The organism is Octadecabacter arcticus 238 (assembly GCF_000155735.2).
Classification (GTDB): Bacteria; Pseudomonadota; Alphaproteobacteria; order Rhodobacterales; family Rhodobacteraceae; genus Octadecabacter; species Octadecabacter arcticus.
On the sequence record NC_020908.1, the window covers coordinates 2,012,401 to 2,032,348 of the forward strand.

Annotated in this window: 16 protein-coding genes; 11 read left to right on the top strand and 5 right to left on the bottom strand. The window is 55.9% G+C overall.

Translation table 11 applies throughout. From position 1 onward, the window contains the following. Positions 1 to 6: 6 nt before the first annotated feature. The 9 genes from dusB to hflX all read left to right on the top strand — a co-directional run bounded on the left by dusB (position 7) and on the right by hflX (position 11,978). Complete coding sequence (gene dusB, locus OA238_RS10500) at positions 7 to 1,008, top strand: tRNA dihydrouridine synthase DusB (protein ID WP_015495149.1); 1,002 nt, start codon at positions 7 to 9, stop codon at positions 1,006 to 1,008. Further along, on the top strand, positions 1,005 to 2,069 hold the full coding sequence (locus OA238_RS10505; protein ID WP_015495150.1) for a two-component system sensor histidine kinase NtrB: 1,065 nt from the start codon (positions 1,005 to 1,007) through the stop codon (positions 2,067 to 2,069). The genes dusB and OA238_RS10505 overlap by 4 nt, the downstream gene beginning before the upstream one ends. Further along, entirely contained in the window at positions 2,070 to 3,428 is a 1,359-nt protein-coding gene (locus tag OA238_RS10510; protein WP_015495151.1) for a response regulator, read from the top strand. 152 nt (positions 3,429 to 3,580) lie between these two features. Next, on the top strand, positions 3,581 to 5,830 hold the full coding sequence (locus tag OA238_RS10515) for a sensor histidine kinase NtrY-like (protein ID WP_015495152.1): 2,250 nt from the start codon (positions 3,581 to 3,583) through the stop codon (positions 5,828 to 5,830). A gap of 9 nt (positions 5,831 to 5,839) precedes the next feature. Then, positions 5,840 to 7,246 carry a nitrogen assimilation response regulator NtrX gene (gene ntrX / locus OA238_RS10520; RefSeq protein WP_015495153.1) on the top strand — a complete coding sequence of 469 codons (1,407 nt, stop codon included), beginning with the start codon at positions 5,840 to 5,842 and terminating at the stop codon, positions 7,244 to 7,246. A gap of 67 nt (positions 7,247 to 7,313) precedes the next feature. Continuing rightward, complete coding sequence (trkA, locus tag OA238_RS10525) at positions 7,314 to 8,705, top strand: Trk system potassium transporter TrkA (RefSeq protein WP_275450510.1); 1,392 nt, start codon at positions 7,314 to 7,316, stop codon at positions 8,703 to 8,705. Positions 8,706 to 8,738: 33 nt separating this feature from the next. Further along, positions 8,739 to 10,253, top strand: a complete 1,515-nt coding sequence (locus OA238_RS10530; RefSeq protein WP_015495155.1) for a TrkH family potassium uptake protein — start codon at positions 8,739 to 8,741, stop codon at positions 10,251 to 10,253. A gap of 133 nt (positions 10,254 to 10,386) precedes the next feature. Next, the gene (gene hfq, locus OA238_RS10535; protein WP_015495156.1) at positions 10,387 to 10,626 is read left to right on the top strand and encodes an RNA chaperone Hfq; all 240 of its coding nucleotides are present in this window, start codon (positions 10,387 to 10,389) and stop codon (positions 10,624 to 10,626) included. A 2-nt stretch (positions 10,627 to 10,628) separates the two neighbouring features. Continuing rightward, positions 10,629 to 11,978: a GTPase HflX gene (hflX, locus tag OA238_RS10540; protein WP_015495157.1), complete on the top strand. Its 1,350-nt coding sequence runs from the start codon at positions 10,629 to 10,631 to the stop codon at positions 11,976 to 11,978. Between the two features lie 162 nt (positions 11,979 to 12,140). Here hflX and OA238_RS10545 read toward each other — a convergent pair whose 3' ends face one another. Continuing rightward, positions 12,141 to 14,615, bottom strand: coding sequence for a penicillin acylase family protein (locus OA238_RS10545; RefSeq protein ID WP_015495158.1), 2,475 nt, complete (start codon positions 14,613 to 14,615; stop codon positions 12,141 to 12,143). Positions 14,616 to 14,714: 99 nt separating this feature from the next. Here OA238_RS10545 and OA238_RS10550 point away from each other — a divergent pair, with 99 nt between their 5' ends. Beyond that, positions 14,715 to 15,587, top strand: a complete 873-nt coding sequence (locus OA238_RS10550; RefSeq protein ID WP_015495159.1) for an NAD(P)-dependent oxidoreductase — start codon at positions 14,715 to 14,717, stop codon at positions 15,585 to 15,587. 114 nt (positions 15,588 to 15,701) lie between these two features. On the opposite strand, the gene OA238_RS10555 is transcribed toward OA238_RS10550, so the two are convergent. From OA238_RS10555 to OA238_RS10565, 3 genes are read right to left on the bottom strand one after another with little or no spacing between them, the layout of a single operon-like run. After that, entirely contained in the window at positions 15,702 to 16,073 is a 372-nt protein-coding gene (locus OA238_RS10555) for a hypothetical protein (protein ID WP_015495160.1), read from the bottom strand. Then, positions 16,070 to 16,495, bottom strand: coding sequence for a hypothetical protein (locus tag OA238_RS10560; protein WP_015495161.1), 426 nt, complete (start codon positions 16,493 to 16,495; stop codon positions 16,070 to 16,072). The genes OA238_RS10555 and OA238_RS10560 overlap by 4 nt, the downstream gene beginning before the upstream one ends. A gap of 53 nt (positions 16,496 to 16,548) precedes the next feature. Next, a complete protein-coding gene (locus tag OA238_RS10565; protein WP_015495162.1) occupies positions 16,549 to 17,550 on the bottom strand; it encodes a GlxA family transcriptional regulator in 1,002 nt (333 codons plus the stop codon). Between the two features lie 198 nt (positions 17,551 to 17,748). Between OA238_RS10565 and OA238_RS10570 the strand changes: the two genes are divergently transcribed. Next, a complete protein-coding gene (locus OA238_RS10570; RefSeq protein ID WP_015495163.1) occupies positions 17,749 to 19,119 on the top strand; it encodes a class II 3-deoxy-7-phosphoheptulonate synthase in 1,371 nt (456 codons plus the stop codon). Between the two features lie 36 nt (positions 19,120 to 19,155). Here the strand turns inward: OA238_RS10570 and OA238_RS10575 are convergent, their stop codons facing one another. Further along, on the bottom strand, positions 19,156 to 19,845 hold the full coding sequence (locus OA238_RS10575) for a PAS domain-containing protein (protein ID WP_015495164.1): 690 nt from the start codon (positions 19,843 to 19,845) through the stop codon (positions 19,156 to 19,158). Positions 19,846 to 19,948: the final 103 nt, after the last annotated feature.

The following is a 19,948-nucleotide window of genomic DNA, read 5'->3' on the forward strand; positions in this document are numbered from 1 at the left end:
AACTTCATGCAGCGTGACATCCCCTTACCAGATACTGACAGCCCCGTGGCGCTTGCCCCGCTGGCTGGAATATCAGATTTGCCGTTTCGCCAGCTTGTGGCGTCATTCGGCGCAGGGTGGGTTGTGTCCGAAATGATCGCCAGCCAAGAAATGGTACAGGCAAAACCCGGCGTGCGTGAAAAGGCGGAGTTGGGGTTTAATCAGGCTAATACCGCCGTGCAGCTTGCTGGTCGCGAGGCGCATTGGATGGCCGAAGCCGCGCGTCACGTCGAGGCCAATGGTGCGGCAATGATTGACATCAACATGGGCTGTCCTGCGAAGAAAGTGACCAGCGGTTATTCCGGATCAGCGCTGCTGCGCGATCTCGATCATGCGTTGACATTAATTGATGCGGTGGTTGGCGCGGTTGATATTCCGGTCACGTTAAAAACGCGGCTTGGCTGGGACGACGCGCTGTTGAATGCGCCTGATTTGGCTGTTCGGGCCGAAAATGCAGGGATCGCGCGGATCGTCATTCATGGCCGCACGCGGTGCCAGTTTTATAAGGGCCGTGCAAATTGGGATGCTATAGCGCTGGTCAAAAACGCGGTGTCGATCCCAGTGATCGCAAATGGCGATATCATTGATGCGAGTACGGCGAAAACAGCACTGGACGCGTCGGGCGCTGACGGTTTGATGATTGGGCGCGGGGCGCAGGGCTGCCCTTGGATGTTGCGCGACGTCGCGGCGCAACTGAGTGGCAATGTTGCCCCAGCCCCGCCGCAAGGAAGCGCATTTATTCAACTGGTATCAGACCACTATGACGCAATGTTAAGTTTCTATGGCACCCAAATGGGCAGCAAAGCTGCACGCAAACATCTGGGGTGGTACATGGATCAATGTGCGCCCGAACCAAATCTGCGCAAGGCTGTCCTGACGGAACGCGACCCCAAGAAAGTGTTCAATCTGTTGCCCGATGCGCTGGCAACGCCTTTGGTCACACATCAAGGTGCGGGGCAGGCTGCATGAATGCGCTTTGGAATTCATTGCCAGTGCCCGCGTTGCTGTTGAACCCCGACGACACGATTGCGCAAAGCAATCCGGCGGCGGAAGCCTTTTTGAACCTATCGTCCAGATCCCTCATAGGCGCGCTATTGTGGGACACGGTGATGATCGACGCACCGCTAGAATCCGCCTACGCGCGGGCGAGCGCCAACCGGTCATCGCTGTTCATCAACGATGTCGATGTAAGCAGTGGAGAGAGATCACCGCTACAATGCAACATCCAGTTTGCCCCGCTTTTAGACGGGGGCGATCAGATGTTGATGATTTTCGAACCTCGCGAAATGGCGACGCGGCTGAACAAGTCTGCCAAATCCATTCGCGCTGCGCGGTCTGCGATTGGCATGGCCGAAATGCTTGCCCATGAAATCAAAAACCCGCTTGCGGGGATCACGGGTGCGGCGCAGCTGTTGTCGATGACGCTGTCAGCGGAGGATTGCGAAATGACCGATCTGATAGTCGAGGAATCGCGCCGGATTGTGAAACTGTTGGAACAGGTCGAGCAATTTGGCAATCTGCAACCGCCCAATCGCAGTGAAGTCAACATTCACGATGTGCTGGACCGCGCGCGTCAGTCTGCTTCGGTGGGGTTTGGCGCACACATGATGATGATCCAAGACTACGATCCATCGCTTCCGTCAGCCTATGTCGACGCGGACCAATTTTTGCAGGTGCTTTTGAACCTTCTAAAGAACGCATCAGAGGCTGGTGGCGCAGGCGGGTCGATCCGGTTGCACACCTTCTATGAGCCCTCTCTGCGCATGAAACGCGATGATGGAACCGTTGCACACCTGCCGCTGCAAATCGAAATTATTGATGACGGCCCCGGCTTGCCGCCCGACATTGCATCGGATGTTTTTGAGCCGTTTATCTCCGGTCGCGAAAACGGCACCGGCCTCGGCCTCGCACTGGTCAGTAAATTAATCGCTGATGTGGGGGGCTGGATTTCGGTAGATTCAGTGCCGGGGCGCACCATATTCCGCCTGTCGCTGCCGACACTTCCCGCTAAGTTAACAGGAGACGTATAGATGGATGGAACTGTTCTGGTTGCCGATGACGACCGCACAATCCGCACGGTGTTGACGCAGGCGTTCACGCGGGCGGGCTGCAAAGTTCATGCGACGTCGTCTTTGGTGACGCTGATGCGCTGGGTGGAAGAGGGAAAGGGCGATCTGGTGATTTCCGATGTAATCATGCCCGATGGCAACGGTCTGGAACAACTCCCCAAAATCGCACTCGCACGGCCGGGTTTGCCCGTCATCGTGATTTCAGCCCAAAATAATATCATGACAGCAATCCAAGCGGCAGAAGCCGACGCATACGACTATTTGCCAAAACCGTTTGATTTGCCGGACCTGATGAAACGGGCTGCCCGTGCACTAGAAGTGAAACCGCGCGCCGCAGCCATCAGCCAAAACGATGAACACTCCGATGATCTGCCGCTCGTCGGGTGCACGGCGGCGATGCAGACGCTTTACCGACTGGTCGCGCGGGTGATGAACACGCCGCTGTCGGTCTTGGTGACGGGAGAAAGCGGCACGGGCAAAAGTCTGATCGCGCGCGCCATTCATGATTTTTCAGACCGCCGATCTATGCCGTTCGTGACCGCCACTGCCAACGATCTGAACGGGATGGACGGGCAGCAGCTGCTGTTGTCGCGGGCCAAAGGTGGCAGCCTCGTGTTTGATGAGGTGGGCGACTTTTCAATGGAGACCCAAAGCCGGATCGTGCGGATGATGGATGCCTTGGGCGACTCCGCACCGCGGATCATCGCAACGTCGCGCACCGATTTGGTGATCGCGATGGAAGAAGGGCGCGTGCGTGAGGATCTGTACTATCGTCTCGCAGGGGTGACGGTCGTTGTGCCGCCCTTGCGTGACCGCGTTGATGACATCCCGCTTTTGGCACAGCATTTTCTGTCACGATCCGAACGCGAGGGAGCACCTGTGCGCCGCTTTGCGAGCAGTGCCATCGATATTGTGCGGGCCTACACATGGCCCGGCAATGTGCGCCAACTTGAAAATGTTGTGCGCCGCCTGGTCGTAACGTCGACCCACGAGGACATTCACCGCCCCGAAGTCGAACAAGTCCTTGGATCACAGCCAGCGATCGAACCATTGCAGACAGGCAGTTCGGATAAATTGTCCGGTTCCGTGGCGCAGCACCTTAAGCGATATTTCGATTTGCATGGAGGCGCGCTGCCACCGATCGGCCTTTATCAGCGGATATTGCGGGAAGTTGAGGCGCCTTTGATCGAAATCGCGCTGGATGCAACATCTGGAAATCAAGCTAAATGTGCTGAGCTATTGGGCATCAACCGCAATACCTTGAGAAAAAAGATCACAGATCTGGATATCCACGTGACACGCCGTCGTAAATTGATGTAAAAGCGCAACATAAGCGTGGCCATCCGGTCCCACTCTTGGGGTAGGGCAGGATCACATCAACAGGCGGTGGGCGAAGCGTTGTTTGACGGCAACGCATAAGCCCTTTGTTAGCGGGGCGTATTGGAGTGCAACGATCCCAATTGGGTAAGAATATGCTGGCATTTTCGCTCTGGCGACGACGGCGTGTCGTGCAGAACTGGGCCACGGCGGTTCTGGTCCTGCTTGGCCCGCTCCTCGTTATTTTGACGATCACGGCCCTGCGCCCGCTGGATCAAACCGGTCGCACGGAAGTCCTGCGGCTGATCTTGCTGTCTGACATCATTTATATCCTGATTATCGCAGCTTTGGTTTTGTCGCGCGTCGTCAGCATGATTGCGGCGCGGCGCAACAAGTCTGCCGGTTCACGCCTGCACCTGCGTTTGACAGGGGTTTTTGCGTTGTTAGCGCTTATTCCGACGGTTGCAGTCGCGGTTTTTGCGGTTTTGACGATCAACATCGGCCTTGAAGGGTGGTTTTCCGAACGGGTGCGCGATGTTTTGGGCAATTCATTGTCTGCCGCCGAAGCCTATGAAGAGGAACACCGCCAAGAGCTCTCGCGCGACGCAAATGCTCTGGCTGGTTATCTCAATACTGAACGGCTTCAGACATTCTTCATGGAACGCGGCGAAGTGCGCCAGACTTTGGCGCGCGTGCAACCCCAAATTGAACGCGGCCTGACGGAAGCGTTTGTCTTGGATGGTATGGGCGAAATTTGGGCCCGTGGGGATCGGTCCTATGAGTTCTATTTCGAACACCCCAGCACCGCTGATATGCGACAGGCCCGCGAGACTGGTTTAGTTGTCATTGAGGACTGGGCCAATAACGAATTTCGCGCCTTGCTCCCGCTCGAGGCGTTCAGTGACAAGTATCTCTATGTGTCGCGTCCCGTCGATGGTGGTATTCTGGCGCTGCTGGACGATACACAAGAAACCGTTGCACTTTATGGTCAATTGGAAAGCGAACGTGGACGGATTCTGTTTGAATTTGGTCTCATTTACTTGGGCTTTGCGCTGATCCTAATCCTTGCCGCTGTCTGGGTTGGTCTGTGGTTCGCTGAACGGCTTGCGCGTCCTGTGGGGCGGCTGGTGGGCGCATCGCAACGGGTTGGTGCCGGTGATCTGAACGTACACGTGCGCGAAGAAGTGGGGGAGGATGAGATCGCGCAGCTGGGGCGTTATTTTAACCAAATGACCGCGCAGTTGCGCAACCAACGCGAAGAACTATTAGACAACAATCGCCAGATTGAACGTCGCCGACGGCTGTTTGATTCGGTCCTTTCGTCAGTTCCATCCGGCGTTGTGGGACTGGACGCGCAAGGCTGCGTGATGTTTGTGAACCGGTCTGCAAATCGATTTCTGGATGTTGATGGTGGCAAAAGCACTGCTTTGTCTGTGGCAGTGCCCGAATTTTCGGATCTTTTTGATGAGCTCACCTCGGGTGGCAAATCCGTCGTGCAAGGTCAAGTAAACCTTGTGCGGGGCGGCAAGCAAGAAAGCCTGCTGGTGCGGATGTCGCATCGCTTGCACGAAGACGGGGATCTTGAAGGGTTTGTTGTCGCGTTTGAGGACGTGACCGATTTGGTCTCGGCCCAGCGGATGGCCGCCTGGGGCGACGTGGCGCGGAGGATCGCACACGAGATCAAGAACCCGCTGACACCAATCCAGCTGTCCGCAGAACGCATCAAACGTAAGTTTCATGTGCACGCGGGCGAAGACGCCCCCGATTTGGAACACTTGACGGATGTTATTGTACGTCAAACCAACGATTTACGTCGCATTGTTGATGAGTTTTCCAAGTTTGCGCGGATGCCGGAACCGGACCGCCGGACCTATGATCTGGCCGCGATCATGCGTGACGCTGTGACCTTGCAAAAATCCGGCCAACCAAACGTCACGTTTGAGACAACAATCGAGAACGGCGAGATATGGGCTGATCTGGACAGTACAATGATGTCGCAAGCACTCACAAACTTGATTAAGAACGCGGGCGAGGCCATTGAAAGTCTGCAAGAAAAATTCCCTGAAATGGACGTTACTCCACAAATCAGGATTTCACTGTCAACCAGCGATGACATGGCGGAAATTACCATCGCGGACAACGGTATCGGTCTGCCAGAAGATCGAGCCAAACTTTTTGAGCCTTACGTAACCACCCGCGAAAAAGGAACGGGCCTCGGCCTGCCGATCGTGAAGAAAATTATTGATGAACATGGTGGCACGCTCATCCTTACTGACGCGCCCGCCTTTGATGACACTGGATCTTACGACACTGGACCTAATGAAACCGAGCGATACGGTGCCATGGCTGTCATCCACCTTCCAATTCAGGCGGCTCTCACGCTGCCCCAAACCGAAACTGCATGAGGTAATCCAATGGGCGATATTCTGATCACTGACGACGAACGTGACATCCGCGAACTGATTTCTGACATCCTCAAGGACGAGGGGTTCACAACGCGCCTTGCGGGCACGTCGGACGAATGTATGGCGCAAATTGACAAGGCTGTTCCTGCGCTGATGATCCTTGATATCTGGCTGAAAGACAGCCGGATGGACGGCATTGATATCCTCAAACAGGTCAAGCGTGACCACCCAGAGGTGCCAGTGGTGATCATTTCGGGCCACGGAAACATCGAAATAGCGGTCGCTGCAATCAAACAGGGTGCGTATGATTTCATTGAAAAACCGTTTAATATCGACCAGTTGATGGTGGTTATCCGCCGCGCGATGGAAACCAGCCGCCTGCGCCGCGAAAATATCGAATTGAAACGCACGGATGCCGCGCCGACCGAAATGCTGGGCGAAAGTGCCGCGTTCAGGACGTTGATCAGCCAGCTGGAAAAGGTCACGAAATCCAACGGACGGGTTATGTTGACGGGCGAAAGCGGGTCCGGCAAAGAAACGGCAGCGCGCTACATTCATATTAATTCTGATCGCGGAGACATGCCGTTTGTATCGGTCAATTGCGCGTCAATCGAACCTGACCGCATGGAAGAGGTCCTATTGGGCCGCGAGACCGAGGGCCGTGGCGTCGAACCTGGCTTGTTGGAAGACGCCAATGGCGGTGTAATCTATTTCGATGGCGTCGCAGAAATGCCCCTTGGGACGCAGGCCAAGCTTTTGCGCGTGCTGGTGGATCAGAAGTTCCAACGGGTTGGGGGTGTTGATAAGGTTCAAGTCGATGTTCGGGTTATTTCAAGCACGAACAAGGACTTGCAGGTTGCAATTGAAGCAGAGACATTCCGGCAAGAATTATATCACCGTTTGAACGTCGTGCCGATCCATGTACCAAGTCTTGAAGAACGGCGTGAGGATATTCCACTTTTGGCTGCGCACTTTATTGAAGAACTTGATAAATCTCAAGGGCTTGGCGCGCGACCTTTAAGTGATGAGGCTGCGGCACTGCTGCAGACGATGGTGTGGCCCGGCAATGCGCGACAACTTAAGAATGTGATGGAACGGGTCCTTATTCTAGGGGATGCGACAGGGGCGATTGAGGCCAAGGAACTGCCCACACAGTCCGACAGCCCCGCAGAACAGGGCCGCGTGTTGCTGTCTGGTAGCCTTGCCACATTGCCACTTCGCGATGCCCGTGAGCTGTTTGAGCGCGAATATCTGCTGACACAGATCAACCGTTTTGGCGGCAATATCAGCCGCACCGCGAGCTTTGTTGGCATGGAACGATCCGCACTGCACCGCAAACTCAAAACACTTGGTGTTGTGACATCCAATAAGGCGGGCGCGCGCGTTGCCCACGTTGAGGAGGACGAAGAGGCTTAAGGGCGCGTGCATCACGTCGCTGGTTGACCGGATCAATGCCTTCTGTCACCACAATTAGACTGTAACCATTCAAGGTACGTCCATGAAGGTCATTATTTGCGGGGCGGGTCAGGTTGGCTGGCAAATCGCCCGCCACCTCGCTTCAGAGCGCAACGACGTTACGGTTGTCGACAACAACCCGGAACTTGTGCGCCGTGCCACTGACACGCTTGACGTGCAGGGCATTGAAGGCTTCGCAAGCTATCCTGATATCCTTGAACGCGCCGGTGCTGCGGATGCAGACATGATCATCGCGGCGACTCATTCTGATGAGGTCAATATGGTGACCTGTCAGGTTGCCCATTCGGTGTTTGCCGTCCAGCGAAAGATCGCGCGTCTACGTGGTCAAAGTTATCTCAACGCGATCTATTCCGATCTTTACCGTCGCGATCACTTGCCAATCGATGTGGTTATTTCACCAGAGATGGAAGTGGCAGAAGCCGCTTTGCAACGTCTTGCAGCCCCCGCCGCGTTTGACACCGAGAGTTTTCTGGAAGGAAAGGCGCAACTGCTGGGCATCCAGATCGAGAATGACTGTCCGGTGATCAACACGCCGCTGCGTCAACTCAGCGATCTGTTTTCGACGCTCAAAGCGGTCGTTGTTGGCATTCGACGTAAGGGCACACTTTTTGCCCCCTCGCCAGGGGACCAGATTTTCCCAAGCGATGAATGTTATGTGATGACGGAGAATACCGATCTAAACCGCACGCTTGAGATTTTCGGCAAGACACAGGGCAAGTTGGAACGCGTCGTTATTATTGGCGGTGGCAACGTCGGGTTGGCTGTTGCGCGCAGGCTTGAAGCCAGAACAAACCGCGTCCGTGTGCGCATTATTGAACGCAACCGCGACATTGCAGAAGCCGCAGCCGATCAGTTGGAACGCACGATTGTGCTGAATGGCGACGGGTTGGATTCTGCATTGCTGGAAGAAGCAAACATTGCCAATGCTGATGCGGTTCTGGTTGTGACCGATGACGACAAGACAAACCTGCTGGCCGCTGTGCGTGCCAAGGGGATGGGCTGCCCGATGGCGATCTGTCTGACCAACGATCCGACGTTGGTGCCACTGATGGGGCCGCTCGATATTGACGCCTATATCAATCCGCGTTCGACAACCGTCAGTTCGATCCTGCGCCATATCCGGCACGGGCGCGTGCGCTCGGTTTATTCCATCGGCGATGCCGAGGCCGAGGTGATTGAAGCGCAGGTTCTGACAACCAGCCCCATGGCTGGCAAACTGTTGCGGGACGTGGATTTTCCCGAAGGTGTCTTGGTCGGCGGTGTCCTTAAGGGCGGTAAGATGCACAAACCACGCGGTAATCTGCGTATTGAAGAAGGCGATGTTGTTGCCATTTTCGCCATGGCAGCGCAGGTCGCGGAAGTTGAGGCACTATTGCAAGTGTCCATCGACTTTTTCTGATGAACACGGTGTTAAACAGCCGCGCGCGACGTCATGTCTAACCTATCGCAACGCCCGTTCTTTGTTTTGCTTATGGGTATCGGCGCGCTGGCGATGGTCGTGCCGGCAATCCATGCCTTGTCGATTGAAAATCACGCAGTGGCGCGTTCGTTTTTCTATTCTGCGCTGCTGTTCTTGCTCCTGACGCTGTTCATCGGGCTTGCCACCGCCAACTACAAAAGCACCCTTGCGCGCGGCTATTTGGTGTCGCTTCTGGCGGCATTTTTGGTGCTGCCCCTTATGCTTGCTGTGCCCATGTATGAAGCCGTCCCACGGATGAGCTTTCTTGAAGCATGGTTCGAATCCGTGTCGTCAATCACCACAACTGGCGCGACACTTTATGACAGCCCGCGGGAATTGCCGCGTTCTGTACATTTGTGGCGGGCCTTGATGGGTTGGCTGGGTGGCTTGCTGATCTGGGTCTCCGCGATTTCAATTCTCGCACCGCTTAATATCGGTGGATTTGAGGTCCGTGCAACACGCGGCGGGTCAGCAAGCGAAAAGACCTTCGAGCAAATTGGCCGCGTCACGGACCCATCGGAACGCTTGGTGCGCTATGGCTCAAAACTCATTCCACTTTACGTCGCATTGACGGGCCTGTTGTGGCTCAGCCTCACGGTGTCGGGCGAGGTGACGTTTGTGGCGCTGTGCCATGCGATGTCGGTGATGGCGACATCTGGAATCTCACCTGTGGGCGGGTTGATCTATTCGCCTGCGGGTTTCTTGGGCGAATTCATCATTGTGCTCTTTTTCGTGTTCGCCCTGTCGCGCGTTGCTTTTTCGCGTGGTGTGTCGGGCCAAGAGGTCAGCCCGCTTTACAAAGACAATGAATTCCGGCTCGCATTGACTTTGATCGGGGTCCTGGTCGCCGTTTTATTCCTGCGCCATGGTGTGGTCGCGTTTGAAGACGGGACAAACAACGATCTGGGCAATGCTGCGCGTGCGCTTTGGGGCGCGTTTTTTACTATCACCAGTTTTTTGACAACCACAGGGTTTGAATCAGCTGATTGGACAGCGACGCGCAATTGGTCGGGGCTTGGCACGCCTGGTCTGATGTTGGTCGGTCTGTCCCTAATCGGCGGCGGTGTGGCGACAACGGCGGGCGGCATCAAGTTGCTGCGGGTCTATGCGCTTTGGAAGCATGGCCAGCGCGAAGTTGAACGCCTTGTACATCCGTCGTCTGTGGGCGGGGCGGGGGCAGTGGCGCGCCAAATTAGACGTCAAGGCGCGCAAATCGCGTGGATTTTCTTTATGTTATTCACGATTTCGATTGCCGCAGTGATGGTCTTACTCGCCCTAACCGGCGTGCAGTTTGAAACGGCGATGGTGCTTTCGGTCGCCGCTTTGTCTACGACCGGACCATTGGCTGCAATCGCCGCTGAATCGCCGATTTCCTATGCGGGCATACCCGACAGTGCAAAAATCATTCTCGCCTTCGCGATGGTTCTTGGCCGACTTGAAGCCTTGGCGATTATCGCGCTTTTAAACCCCGAATTCTGGCGCCGATAAGTCACCCCTTTAATTGCATCTGCTACGACCCTGTTTTTGGGGTGGAAATCTAACAAACACCGCTACATAGTGGCACCCAGACTGATATATTGGCCGCGGCGACGGCCACAAGAACAAAAAAGGGACGGGGACCATGGCCTCAGATAAGCAAAACCTTCAGGACGCATTTCTCAATCATGTCCGTAAGATCAAGGTTCCAGTAACGATTTTCCTGATCAACGGCGTGAAACTGCAGGGTATAATTACTTGGTTTGACAGCTTTTGCGTCCTTTTGCGACGTGACGGTCAAAGCCAGCTGGTCTACAAATCCGCGATCAGCACGATCATGCCAGCCCAGCCGATCAGCCTCTACGACGGCGAAGAAAGTAGCTGATCATGGGTGATGAACGGTCTGCCACACGCGCCTACGTCCTGCATCCGGAAATCAAATCAGACAATAAACGCCGCAACGCAAAGTCCGCCCTCGAAGAAGGCGTCGCCCTTGCGCATGCGCTGCCTGAACTTGAGGTTGCGGGCAGCCAGGTCGTCAGTTTGCCAAAGATGCATCCGGGAATGCTGTTCGGTAAAGGCAAGATCCAAGAAATCAAAGGCTGGTTAGAAGACGCCAAGGCCGGCCTCGTGCTGATTGATGGCCATGTCAGCCCCGTGCAACAGCGCAATCTTGAAAAAGAATGGGGCGTAAAGTTGCTGGATCGCACGGGTCTCATTCTGGAGATTTTTAGCGACCGTGCCCGTACCCGCGAAGGTGTCTTGCAGGTTGAGATGGCGGCGCTGTCGTATCAGCGCACGCGACTTGTGCGCGCTTGGACCCACCTTGAACGCCAACGTGGTGGTCTCGGCTTTGTCGGCGGCCCCGGTGAAACCCAAGTGGAGGCTGACCGCCGCGCGATCGATTTGCAGCTTAATAACCTGAAAAAACAATTGTCCAAAGTCGTCAAAACCCGCGAATTGCACCGCAAAGCGCGCGCTAAGGTGCCGTACCCTATTGTTGCGCTGGTGGGCTATACCAACGCGGGGAAATCGACGTTGTTCAATCGCCTGTCTGGCGCCGATGTCTTTGCCCATGACATGCTATTCGCGACGCTGGACCCGACCATGCGCAAGGTCGAATTGCCCAACGGGGACGAAGTCATCATGTCCGACACCGTTGGATTCATCTCCGATTTGCCGACACAACTGGTCGCGTCGTTTCGCGCCACACTGGAAGAAGTGCTTGAGGCGGATATCATTTTGCACGTGCGTGATATCAGCCACCCGCAATCAGCAGAACAAAAGAAAGCCGTGCTGGATACCCTGCGCCAGTTGGATGTGAACCCCGACGTCCCGATGATCGAGGTTCTCAACAAGATTGATCTGCTGGAACCCGAAGATGCGGGCTATTTGCAGGCGCTCCACAAAGACAATGACAAGGTGTTCGGCATTTCCGCTGTGACGGGTGAAGGGCTTGATCGGCTTCTGAATGACGTTACCGACCATTTAATAGTGCAAACCCGTACGCTGACGCTGGACCTTGATTGGGCCATGGGCGCGGCCCAAAGCTGGCTGCGCGCCGAAGGAGTGATCGAAAGCGAAGCCCAGACAGACACGGGCTGGACATTGGATGTGCGTTGGACCACGCGCCAGCAAGCGCACTTTGAAAAGCAGTTTCCAGACGCGTTTCCAGATCAAGTCGTTGAGGACACGGATGAGGACGCGCCAAGTGGTGACTACCACCCGCTGGACTAGAACCCCTTCCTTACATTTGCCTTTGTCTCAAAAATATCCCGTGGGAAACCTAGACCATCCATTGGTCAAGTCCAATGGATCGCTTAGGATGGGGGCTGGCCCGCTCCGCGTCGGATTAGTGAAGCCAATCCGACCTTACCGGATGGACTAATACCCGTGTAATTAATTGCCCTGAAGAACCGGTTCAAGGATTGTCACACCCACTGCGCCACCGCGCGCCAATGCCGGATCGAGCGACATCGGAATGTATTCCCCCCGCCGCCACAGTTCGCCTAGATCATCGTAATAGCGCGACAAGAAATGCCCCGATTGCCCTGTGGATGTGATGAAGACGGAACTGTCGGGATCGGCGAAATCATATACGCCACGATAGGTCGCCGCATGGACATTCATGAACGGATCATCACCGATACCGCTCGTGCGGCCACGCATCAGCGTGTTGTCGCCACCGGATGTGGACTGGCGGATGTTGACGAACCAACGCAACACGGGCGCTGTGCCAAGCACGGGATGATCATGGGTGGCTTCATGGGCATCGCCCCAGCGCAGCGTCTGCAGGTTCGTCCCATAATTTTGTGATATCCAAACCAACGCGTCGTCCAACGCCAAGCGGGCGATGTCTGAACAGGTTTCGCGTGGCGCAGATTGCAGCACATCGCACCACGCCGCAGCGCCATCGGTGTTGCGGTACACCCGTTCAATAAACAATGGCTCAACATGGGTGTATTCGCGCGCCAATGGTCCGAGTTCATCGCGCATCAGACGGTCCTGAAGGGCGCGCATCCACGCGGCATAGATCAGTGGCTCGGGCAGATGTTCGTTCATCTCACCGTTCCACTCAGCCAGCAGTGCCAGCGCGTCTTGGCGTAGCTTTTCGGGCGTTCCTCCGGGTGCGGCCTCACCGGTGAACCATAGATCGGCACCGATCAGCGGCAGGATGGAACGTGCGGTGTAACTAACGGTATCTCTTTGCGCCTCGATGAAACTGTCACGGGTGTGAACTTCGCGGGCTTGCATCAACAACCGCCAACGGTTCACCCGCTGACTGTCGCTCCAGCTAAAGCTGACATGGGCGGGAAACGGCGCATTGGTGATCTTGTTGTTGGTGTTGCCAACTATGCCGCCAACTGGGTCTATCCAGCCGGGATTGGTGTCAAACGGGCGGTGACCGTCCCAGCGGTTCTGCGGCAAATACCCGTAATGCGGCATACGCCCCTGTGTCACGTTATCCGCGCGGCGGTTGGGCACATGCCCGATGAGCTTCAGCCCGACCGAATTGCGATCAGCCAGCGTCAGCATTTGGGACGGAGCAACATAGTTTTCAGCCGCCGCAATCCCCGCTTCGACACTGCGCGCGCGCATCAGGTTCATCGCCGCTTGCATGGTCGTGTCTTGCCCCGACAGCGCAGTCCAAGCCAACACCGTCACATGGCCCGGTGGCCGGATCGTGCCAAGATCGAATTGATCAGGTGGCAAGACCGGGCCGTTCACTGTCCATTGCAGTTGCAGCGTAATCGACGGTTCATCCTTGATGCGCACAATGCTCTCGCGGGATTCAAAATTTGCCCAGCCATTTGGCACGCGGTACTGGTTCGCATCAGATGGGTTTACCTCTTCGATATAGACATCTTGATCGTCCAGATTGCTTGACGTGATGCCCCAGCCAAGGTCGGCTGACCGACCGACCATGATAACAGGAACACCGGGGATCGTGCCGCCGATGACGCCGCCAGATTCCAGTTCCAGCCGCGCAAGGTACCAGATCGACGGGGCGGTCAGACCAAGGTGCGGATCATTGGCAAGTAGTGTTGATCCCGTGGCAGATCGCGTGATGCCCGCCGCCCATGCATTTGATGCACCAGCAAGATCGCGCGGCACGACAGGGGACAATGGATAAAACGCCATGCGATTGTTAGGTGTAAAGGCTGGCACATCGGGAAACAGGGCGGCGTAGTTTGGCAGTGCCGCGAGGCCCGCGCCCGGCGCCTCGGGCAGGATATCGTTGAGCCGCTCGTCATTGCCAAGAACCAGCGAGGTGCGGGCGCGCAGGACCTCAGTCTCTAGATGATTGCTCAGCTGTAACGCCATGAGTTTGATGATCGACACGGAATCTGCGGGCTGCCAAGGGGCAATAGCATGGTTGAACAACCACATTTCAGGTGCGCCGCGCCCGCGCGCACCTGCGTTGACTTGGCCAATCCATGCATTTACCCCGTCTGAATAGGCTTCCAATGCGGCTTGGGTTTGACCATCCAGCGCTTGCACAGAGGTCCGTGACAACTTGTAAAGATCAAGGCGACGGATCAGGCTGTCGATGGGCAGCGTGCGCGCACCAAACAGTTCTGACAAACGCCCCTGTGCAGTACGGCGCAGCATCGTCATCTGCCACAAACGGTCCTGCGCGTGGGCCATGCCAAGGGCGAAAAACACGTCTTCGTCGGTTTCACCAAAAATATGTGGCACATTGGCATTGTCGCGCACGATTTCCACGGGGGCCGAAATACCTGCGACCTGCAACGTGCCCTCATATTCGGGCAAGGACCGCGAGGCGAAATAATACGCCAGCGCAAACACAGCCACGCCAAACAAGATCAGCGCTGAAGCGAGCCGGACAAGCCAGCGAAAGACGAGTGCCATAGAGGTTCCTTCGACGTGGTCCCGCCAGATGCTTGACGTGGCGCGGGGGTTCGTTACCTATCTCGCAACACAAATGATGATGCAAGCGGGAGAGACGTGATGGCAAAAGTGGCTTTTTTGGGCTTGGGGGTCATGGGCTACCCGATGGCAGGGCATTTGGCAAAAGCTGGCCATGATGTGACGGTGTACAATCGAACCCCAACAAAGGCGGATGCTTGGGTGGCTGAACACGGCGGCGCGGCTGCTGCAACACCTGCGCAAGCGGCCAAGGGTGCGGATTTTGTGATGTCTTGCGTTGGCAATGACGACGATCTGCGGGCCGTTTGCATCGGCGAGGATGGTGCGTTTTCGACCATGTCAAAGGGTGCTGTGTTTGTGGATCACACCACGGTGTCGGCGAAAGTCACGCGCGAGCTTTATGCGGCGGCCGCAGATGTAGGTCTGTCATTTGTCGACGCGCCAATATCGGGGGGGCAGGCGGGGGCTGAAAACGGTGTATTGTCGGTAATGTGTGGTGGTGATGCGGACGTCTACGGGCGTGCAGAGCCGATCATAGATGCCTACGCCCGCGTGTGCCGGCGCATTGGCGACAGCGGTGCCGGACAGATGACCAAAATGTGCAATCAGATCGCCATTGCAGGTCTTGTTCAGGGCTTGTCAGAGGCATTGCACTTCGCGGAGAAAGCCGGCCTTGACGGGCGCGCGGTTGTCGAAGTTATCTGTCAAGGCGCTGCCGGATCGTGGCAAATGCAAAACCGGTACGAAACGATGATTGACGGTGAGTTCGAACATGGCTTTGCCGTGGATTGGATGCGCAAAGATCTCGGCATTTGTCTTGAGACTGCAGATGAGACAGGCGCGGCATTGCCTGTCACTGCTTTGGTTGATCAATTCTATAAAGACGTCCAAAACATGGGTGGAAATCGCTGGGATACATCAAGTTTGCTAAAACGGCTTCGTGCGCTGGGTTAGGCGCCGCGTAGGATTTCGAATTTGCTTTGCACATCCGGCGGCGCGGGGGCTCGCCCCCGTCGCTGCGCGACTCCCCCAGGATATTTATGAGACAAAGGCAGGCGGAAAGTGCTTTCAGTCGGTCGTGATGCAGGTGCCAATGAGCGTTTGGTTTTCCGGCTCTAAGGTCAGGCGTGTCGATCCGTCGGCTTGCACGATCATCAGGGCACGTGCGGTTTCGCCTGCGTCTCGATGGAAACCGACAATACCACCGTCCATCATGATCGCTTGTGCATTGAAGCGACGGTCGCCCATGGTAACATCGCTGACTTGCCGTCGCGGCGGGTCGCTTGGGTCTTGTGGTGCCACAAACTGGCTGGCGTCGATGCTGAAGCGCACAGACGTTTTTGCGCAATCGGTCAGGCAGGTCGAATCGGTAAGACGACAAGACAGATCAGCCGCCGTGGGCACGGCCAAAACGCACAGTACCGCCGCGAGGCGCGTCATGGCGTGATGCGACGATCGCATGATCCGGAGGCGAAATGTTCTACCAAAGAACTGCCATTCCCTGCCGTGGCCGTAAGATCAATGCCACGATCCTCAAAGACCGTGAGAGTGCCGCTAACCTCCCCGCCCGTGCTTTCAAAAACAAGCCCATCAGGGATTTCAGTGAGCGTTGCACGTGGGCTGAAGCCACGCAGTTCAAGGCGTGGCAGGCCATCCGCGTGGCGCAAATAAATGACAAAGGACAACGGTTCACGCGAACACGTATCGCCTTCGCAGTAATTATTTATCGTGCATACGTAGTGGGGGTAGGTGTCATCGCCTGCCACATCAGGCGCGTCAGAGCGACCCGACGCCATTGCGATAATTGCCAGAAGTATGATCACGACGACCATGATGATGGGGAGCATTGTGGAACGGTTCATCTAGGACCCTTTCAGACAGAATGGCGGTCCCCCATATACGCGCAGTTTGACGATCAAACCGACAGGCGCGCGGCATGGGCGCCACGTTCGCGGTAGGGGGTTGTGTCATAATGTGCACGATAACACTTTGAGAAGTGCGACGGCGAGGCAAAACCGCAAGCCAGTGCCACATTGATCACCGACATATCTGTCTGCATCAGCAGGTTACGCGCCTTTTGCAGGCGCAATTCCATGTAGTAGCGTTTCGGCGACCGGTTCAGATAACGGCGAAACAGACGTTCCAGTTGGCGCGTCGACATGCCGACGTCTTTGGCCAAGATGGACGGGCTGATCGGCTCTTCGATGTTGAGTTCCATGGCCTGAATAACACGGGACAGTTTGGGGTGACGCACGCCGATCCGTGTCGGGATAGACATACGTTGGGTGTCTTGATCGGTGCGGATAGAGGAATAGATTTGCTGATCGGCAACAGCATTGGCCAGTTCTTCGCCTTGTTGATCGGCGATGATCTGCAAAAACAAATCAATCGACGATGTGCCACCGGCGGTGGTCCAGCGATTGCCGTCCTTGACGAAAACCGACTTTGTCAGCTCAACTTCAAGGAATTCTTCAGTAAAACTGTCGTGGTTTTCCCAATGGATCGTGGCGCGTTTGCCATCCAGAAGGCCTGCCTTGGCAAGGGAAAACGCCGCCGTGCACAATCCACCCATTATGATACCGCGTCGCGCCTCCCGTCGGAGCCAGTTCAGGATCCGTTTGGTGGTGGCAGCCTGAACATCGCGACCGCCGCACAGGATCATTGTGTCGTCGCGGTGTAATTCATCCAGATCACTGTCGAGCGTGAATACCGTCCCGGTCGAGCAGCTTATTGTTCCACCGCCTTCGCCAATGATACGCCACGAATACAAGTCTTCGCCTGACATCTGGTTGGCAATTCGCAAACAATCAATCGCCGCAGCAAACGACAGCAAGGTGAATTCGTTCAAAAGCACAAAGACAAACCGGCGCGGGGCAGCGCGGGACTTTTCGATGTCTTTGGCGTGGTGGCGTTGCATGGCAGCTTTATCCGTATGCTAATTACCGAGCCTCATCACTTTTTTTGACGACTAGCAAGACAATTAGACGTCGCTTGCGACAAAAGCCGACGCGTTTTGCCATTGGACCTTATCCACAGGATTGTTATATGAAACTCTTGTATGGCTAACGTGACCCCGAAAAGATCAACAGGGGCACAAAATCTTCGGAGCAATAACATGACGGACTGGAAAAAATCAGACTGGCGCAACAAGCCACGGGTACAGATGCCGGATTATACCGACGCTGCCGCCCTTACGGCGGTTGAAGCAAAGCTGAGCACATATCCGCCGCTTGTTTTTGCAGGCGAGGCGCGGCGGTTGCGGTCCCATTTGGCGGACGTCAGCCGTGGCGATGCGTTTTTGTTGCAGGGCGGCGATTGCGCCGAAAGCTTTGCAGCATTTAGTGCAGACGGTATCCGCGACACGTTCAAAGTGATGTTGCAGATGGCCGTTGTTTTGACGTTCGGTGCCAAGGTGCCTGTGATCAAGGTTGGCCGAATGGCCGGGCAATTTGCCAAGCCACGGTCCGCGCCAACGGAAGTTGTGGGTGGTGTTGAACTGCCAAGCTACCGCGGTGACATCATCAATGATCTGGAATTCACGCCAGAATCGCGCATGCCGAACCCCGACAAGATGCTGCAGGCCTACACGCAGGCCGCTGGCACGCTTAACCTGTTGCGGGCGTTTTCGACCGGTGGTTACGCCGACATTCATAAGGTCCACGCTTGGACGCTGGGCTTCACGGCTGGACACGAGGCGGAAAAGTACCGCGCTATGGCCGAACAAATCAGCGATACGCTTGATTTCATGAAAGCCGCAGGCATGAGCGAAGAAGCCGCGCATGCGCTTGAAACGGTTGAATTTTATACCTCTCACGAGGCGCTGTTGCTAGAATACGAAGAGGCACTGACGCGGGTGGATTCAACGTCCGGAAAATGGCTTGCGGGGTCGGGCCATATGGTTTGGATCGGCGATCGCACCCGTCAGCCTGATGGTGCACATGTTGAATTTTGTGCCGGAGTGCAGAACCCGATTGGTCTGAAGTGCGGCCCGACAATGACGTCCGGCCACCTCAAGGCGTTGATGGCAAAGCTGAACCCGACCAATGAAGCCGGTCGTTTGTCGCTAATCGCGCGCTTTGGCGCCGGGTCGGTTGGCGAACACTTGCCGCGTCTGATCAAAGCTGTGGAAGAAGAGGGTGCTAAGGTCACGTGGGTTTGCGATCCGATGCACGGCAACACGATCAAATCGTCAACGGGCTACAAAACGCGTCCGTTTGAATCTGTGCTGCGCGAAGTGCGTGAATTCTTCGGAGTGCATAACGCCGAAGGCACGATCCCGGGCGGTGTGCATTTTGAGATAACGGGCGCTGATGTGACGGAATGTACTGGCGGCGTGCGCGCTGTGACCGATGAAGACCTGTCAGATCGCTATCACACAGCGTGCGATCCGCGCCTGAACGCATCGCAATCGCTTGAACTGGCCTTCTTGGTTAGTGAAGAATTATCTGCACGACGCTCTAAGGCGCAGGCGGCCCAATCTGCCTAAGACAGACATGGCAAACTGCTGAACAGGTCGATGGTCTCACGCGTTTGACACAACGAGGCGCAGGGCAAGTTTGCTCTGCGCCTTTTGGGTTTCAGTTACACGCAAGCTGTGGCTCACTGTGGTGGCCTTGCTACCGGCAACCACGTGTAGACCGTCAATCGGCTCTTCGATGTGTTCAACGCGCACGGCACTTCTGTCGCAGATCTTAAAACGACGTCCGCCAATTCCACGACGTCCGCTCATGACCAGAACACCCAATACCCGGCTGACGCGGCCATGATCATCACGCAGCGGCAGCAGCATTATCTTGCCCTGCAACTGCGGCTGGCCAACAGCGCGCGGCGCTTCAAGTGGCAGTTCAACGATGCTTGGGCCGTTAAAGGCCGCTTCGATATAATAGACCATTGCGGCGCGAGCATCGGGCAGCAAAACAGCCGTCAAAGGCAGGCCGCGCGGTTCAATGCCGACCAATTTGGCGATATTGCGGCCAGCAACACGGATACGGGCAACACCAGGGGCGACACGTTCAAGTATAAAGCTGTCTTCGAGCAACGCGCCCATGGCAACCGGATCGACATCCTTGCGCAGGGGTACGCCACGTGTACGGGGCAGGGATGACCAGTAGTGCTCCAGTTCGTTCAGGACTGTCGGATTGGTCATGATCACGTCCTGCGCTTGGGAGAGATCTGTCGAGCGCGGCGCATAAGGGTCAAATGTCAGGCTCATCGGTCTCGTCCTCGGTCACTAAATTATTTTCAATCGAGCGGGTTATTTCGCATCACCCTTTTGACACAATTACGATTCAAATTCTCTAAACAAAGTCTTAACA

Coding starts and splice junctions, on each gene's coding strand:
- dusB (WP_015495149.1), top strand. CDS start 7: ATGCAGCGTGACATCCCCTTACCAGATACTGACAGCCCCGTGGCGCTT.
- OA238_RS10505 (WP_015495150.1), top strand. CDS start 1,005: ATGAATGCGCTTTGGAATTCATTGCCAGTGCCCGCGTTGCTGTTGAAC.
- OA238_RS10510 (WP_015495151.1), top strand. CDS start 2,070: ATGGATGGAACTGTTCTGGTTGCCGATGACGACCGCACAATCCGCACG.
- OA238_RS10515 (WP_015495152.1), top strand. CDS start 3,581: ATGCTGGCATTTTCGCTCTGGCGACGACGGCGTGTCGTGCAGAACTGG.
- ntrX (WP_015495153.1), top strand. CDS start 5,840: ATGGGCGATATTCTGATCACTGACGACGAACGTGACATCCGCGAACTG.
- OA238_RS10530 (WP_015495155.1), top strand. CDS start 8,739: ATGTCTAACCTATCGCAACGCCCGTTCTTTGTTTTGCTTATGGGTATC.
- hfq (WP_015495156.1), top strand. CDS start 10,387: ATGGCCTCAGATAAGCAAAACCTTCAGGACGCATTTCTCAATCATGTC.
- hflX (WP_015495157.1), top strand. CDS start 10,629: ATGGGTGATGAACGGTCTGCCACACGCGCCTACGTCCTGCATCCGGAA.
- OA238_RS10545 (WP_015495158.1), bottom strand. CDS start 14,615: ATGGCACTCGTCTTTCGCTGGCTTGTCCGGCTCGCTTCAGCGCTGATC.
- OA238_RS10550 (WP_015495159.1), top strand. CDS start 14,715: ATGGCAAAAGTGGCTTTTTTGGGCTTGGGGGTCATGGGCTACCCGATG.
- OA238_RS10555 (WP_015495160.1), bottom strand. CDS start 16,073: ATGACGCGCCTCGCGGCGGTACTGTGCGTTTTGGCCGTGCCCACGGCG.
- OA238_RS10560 (WP_015495161.1), bottom strand. CDS start 16,495: ATGAACCGTTCCACAATGCTCCCCATCATCATGGTCGTCGTGATCATA.
- OA238_RS10565 (WP_015495162.1), bottom strand. CDS start 17,550: ATGCAACGCCACCACGCCAAAGACATCGAAAAGTCCCGCGCTGCCCCG.
- OA238_RS10570 (WP_015495163.1), top strand. CDS start 17,749: ATGACGGACTGGAAAAAATCAGACTGGCGCAACAAGCCACGGGTACAG.
- OA238_RS10575 (WP_015495164.1), bottom strand. CDS start 19,845: ATGAGCCTGACATTTGACCCTTATGCGCCGCGCTCGACAGATCTCTCC.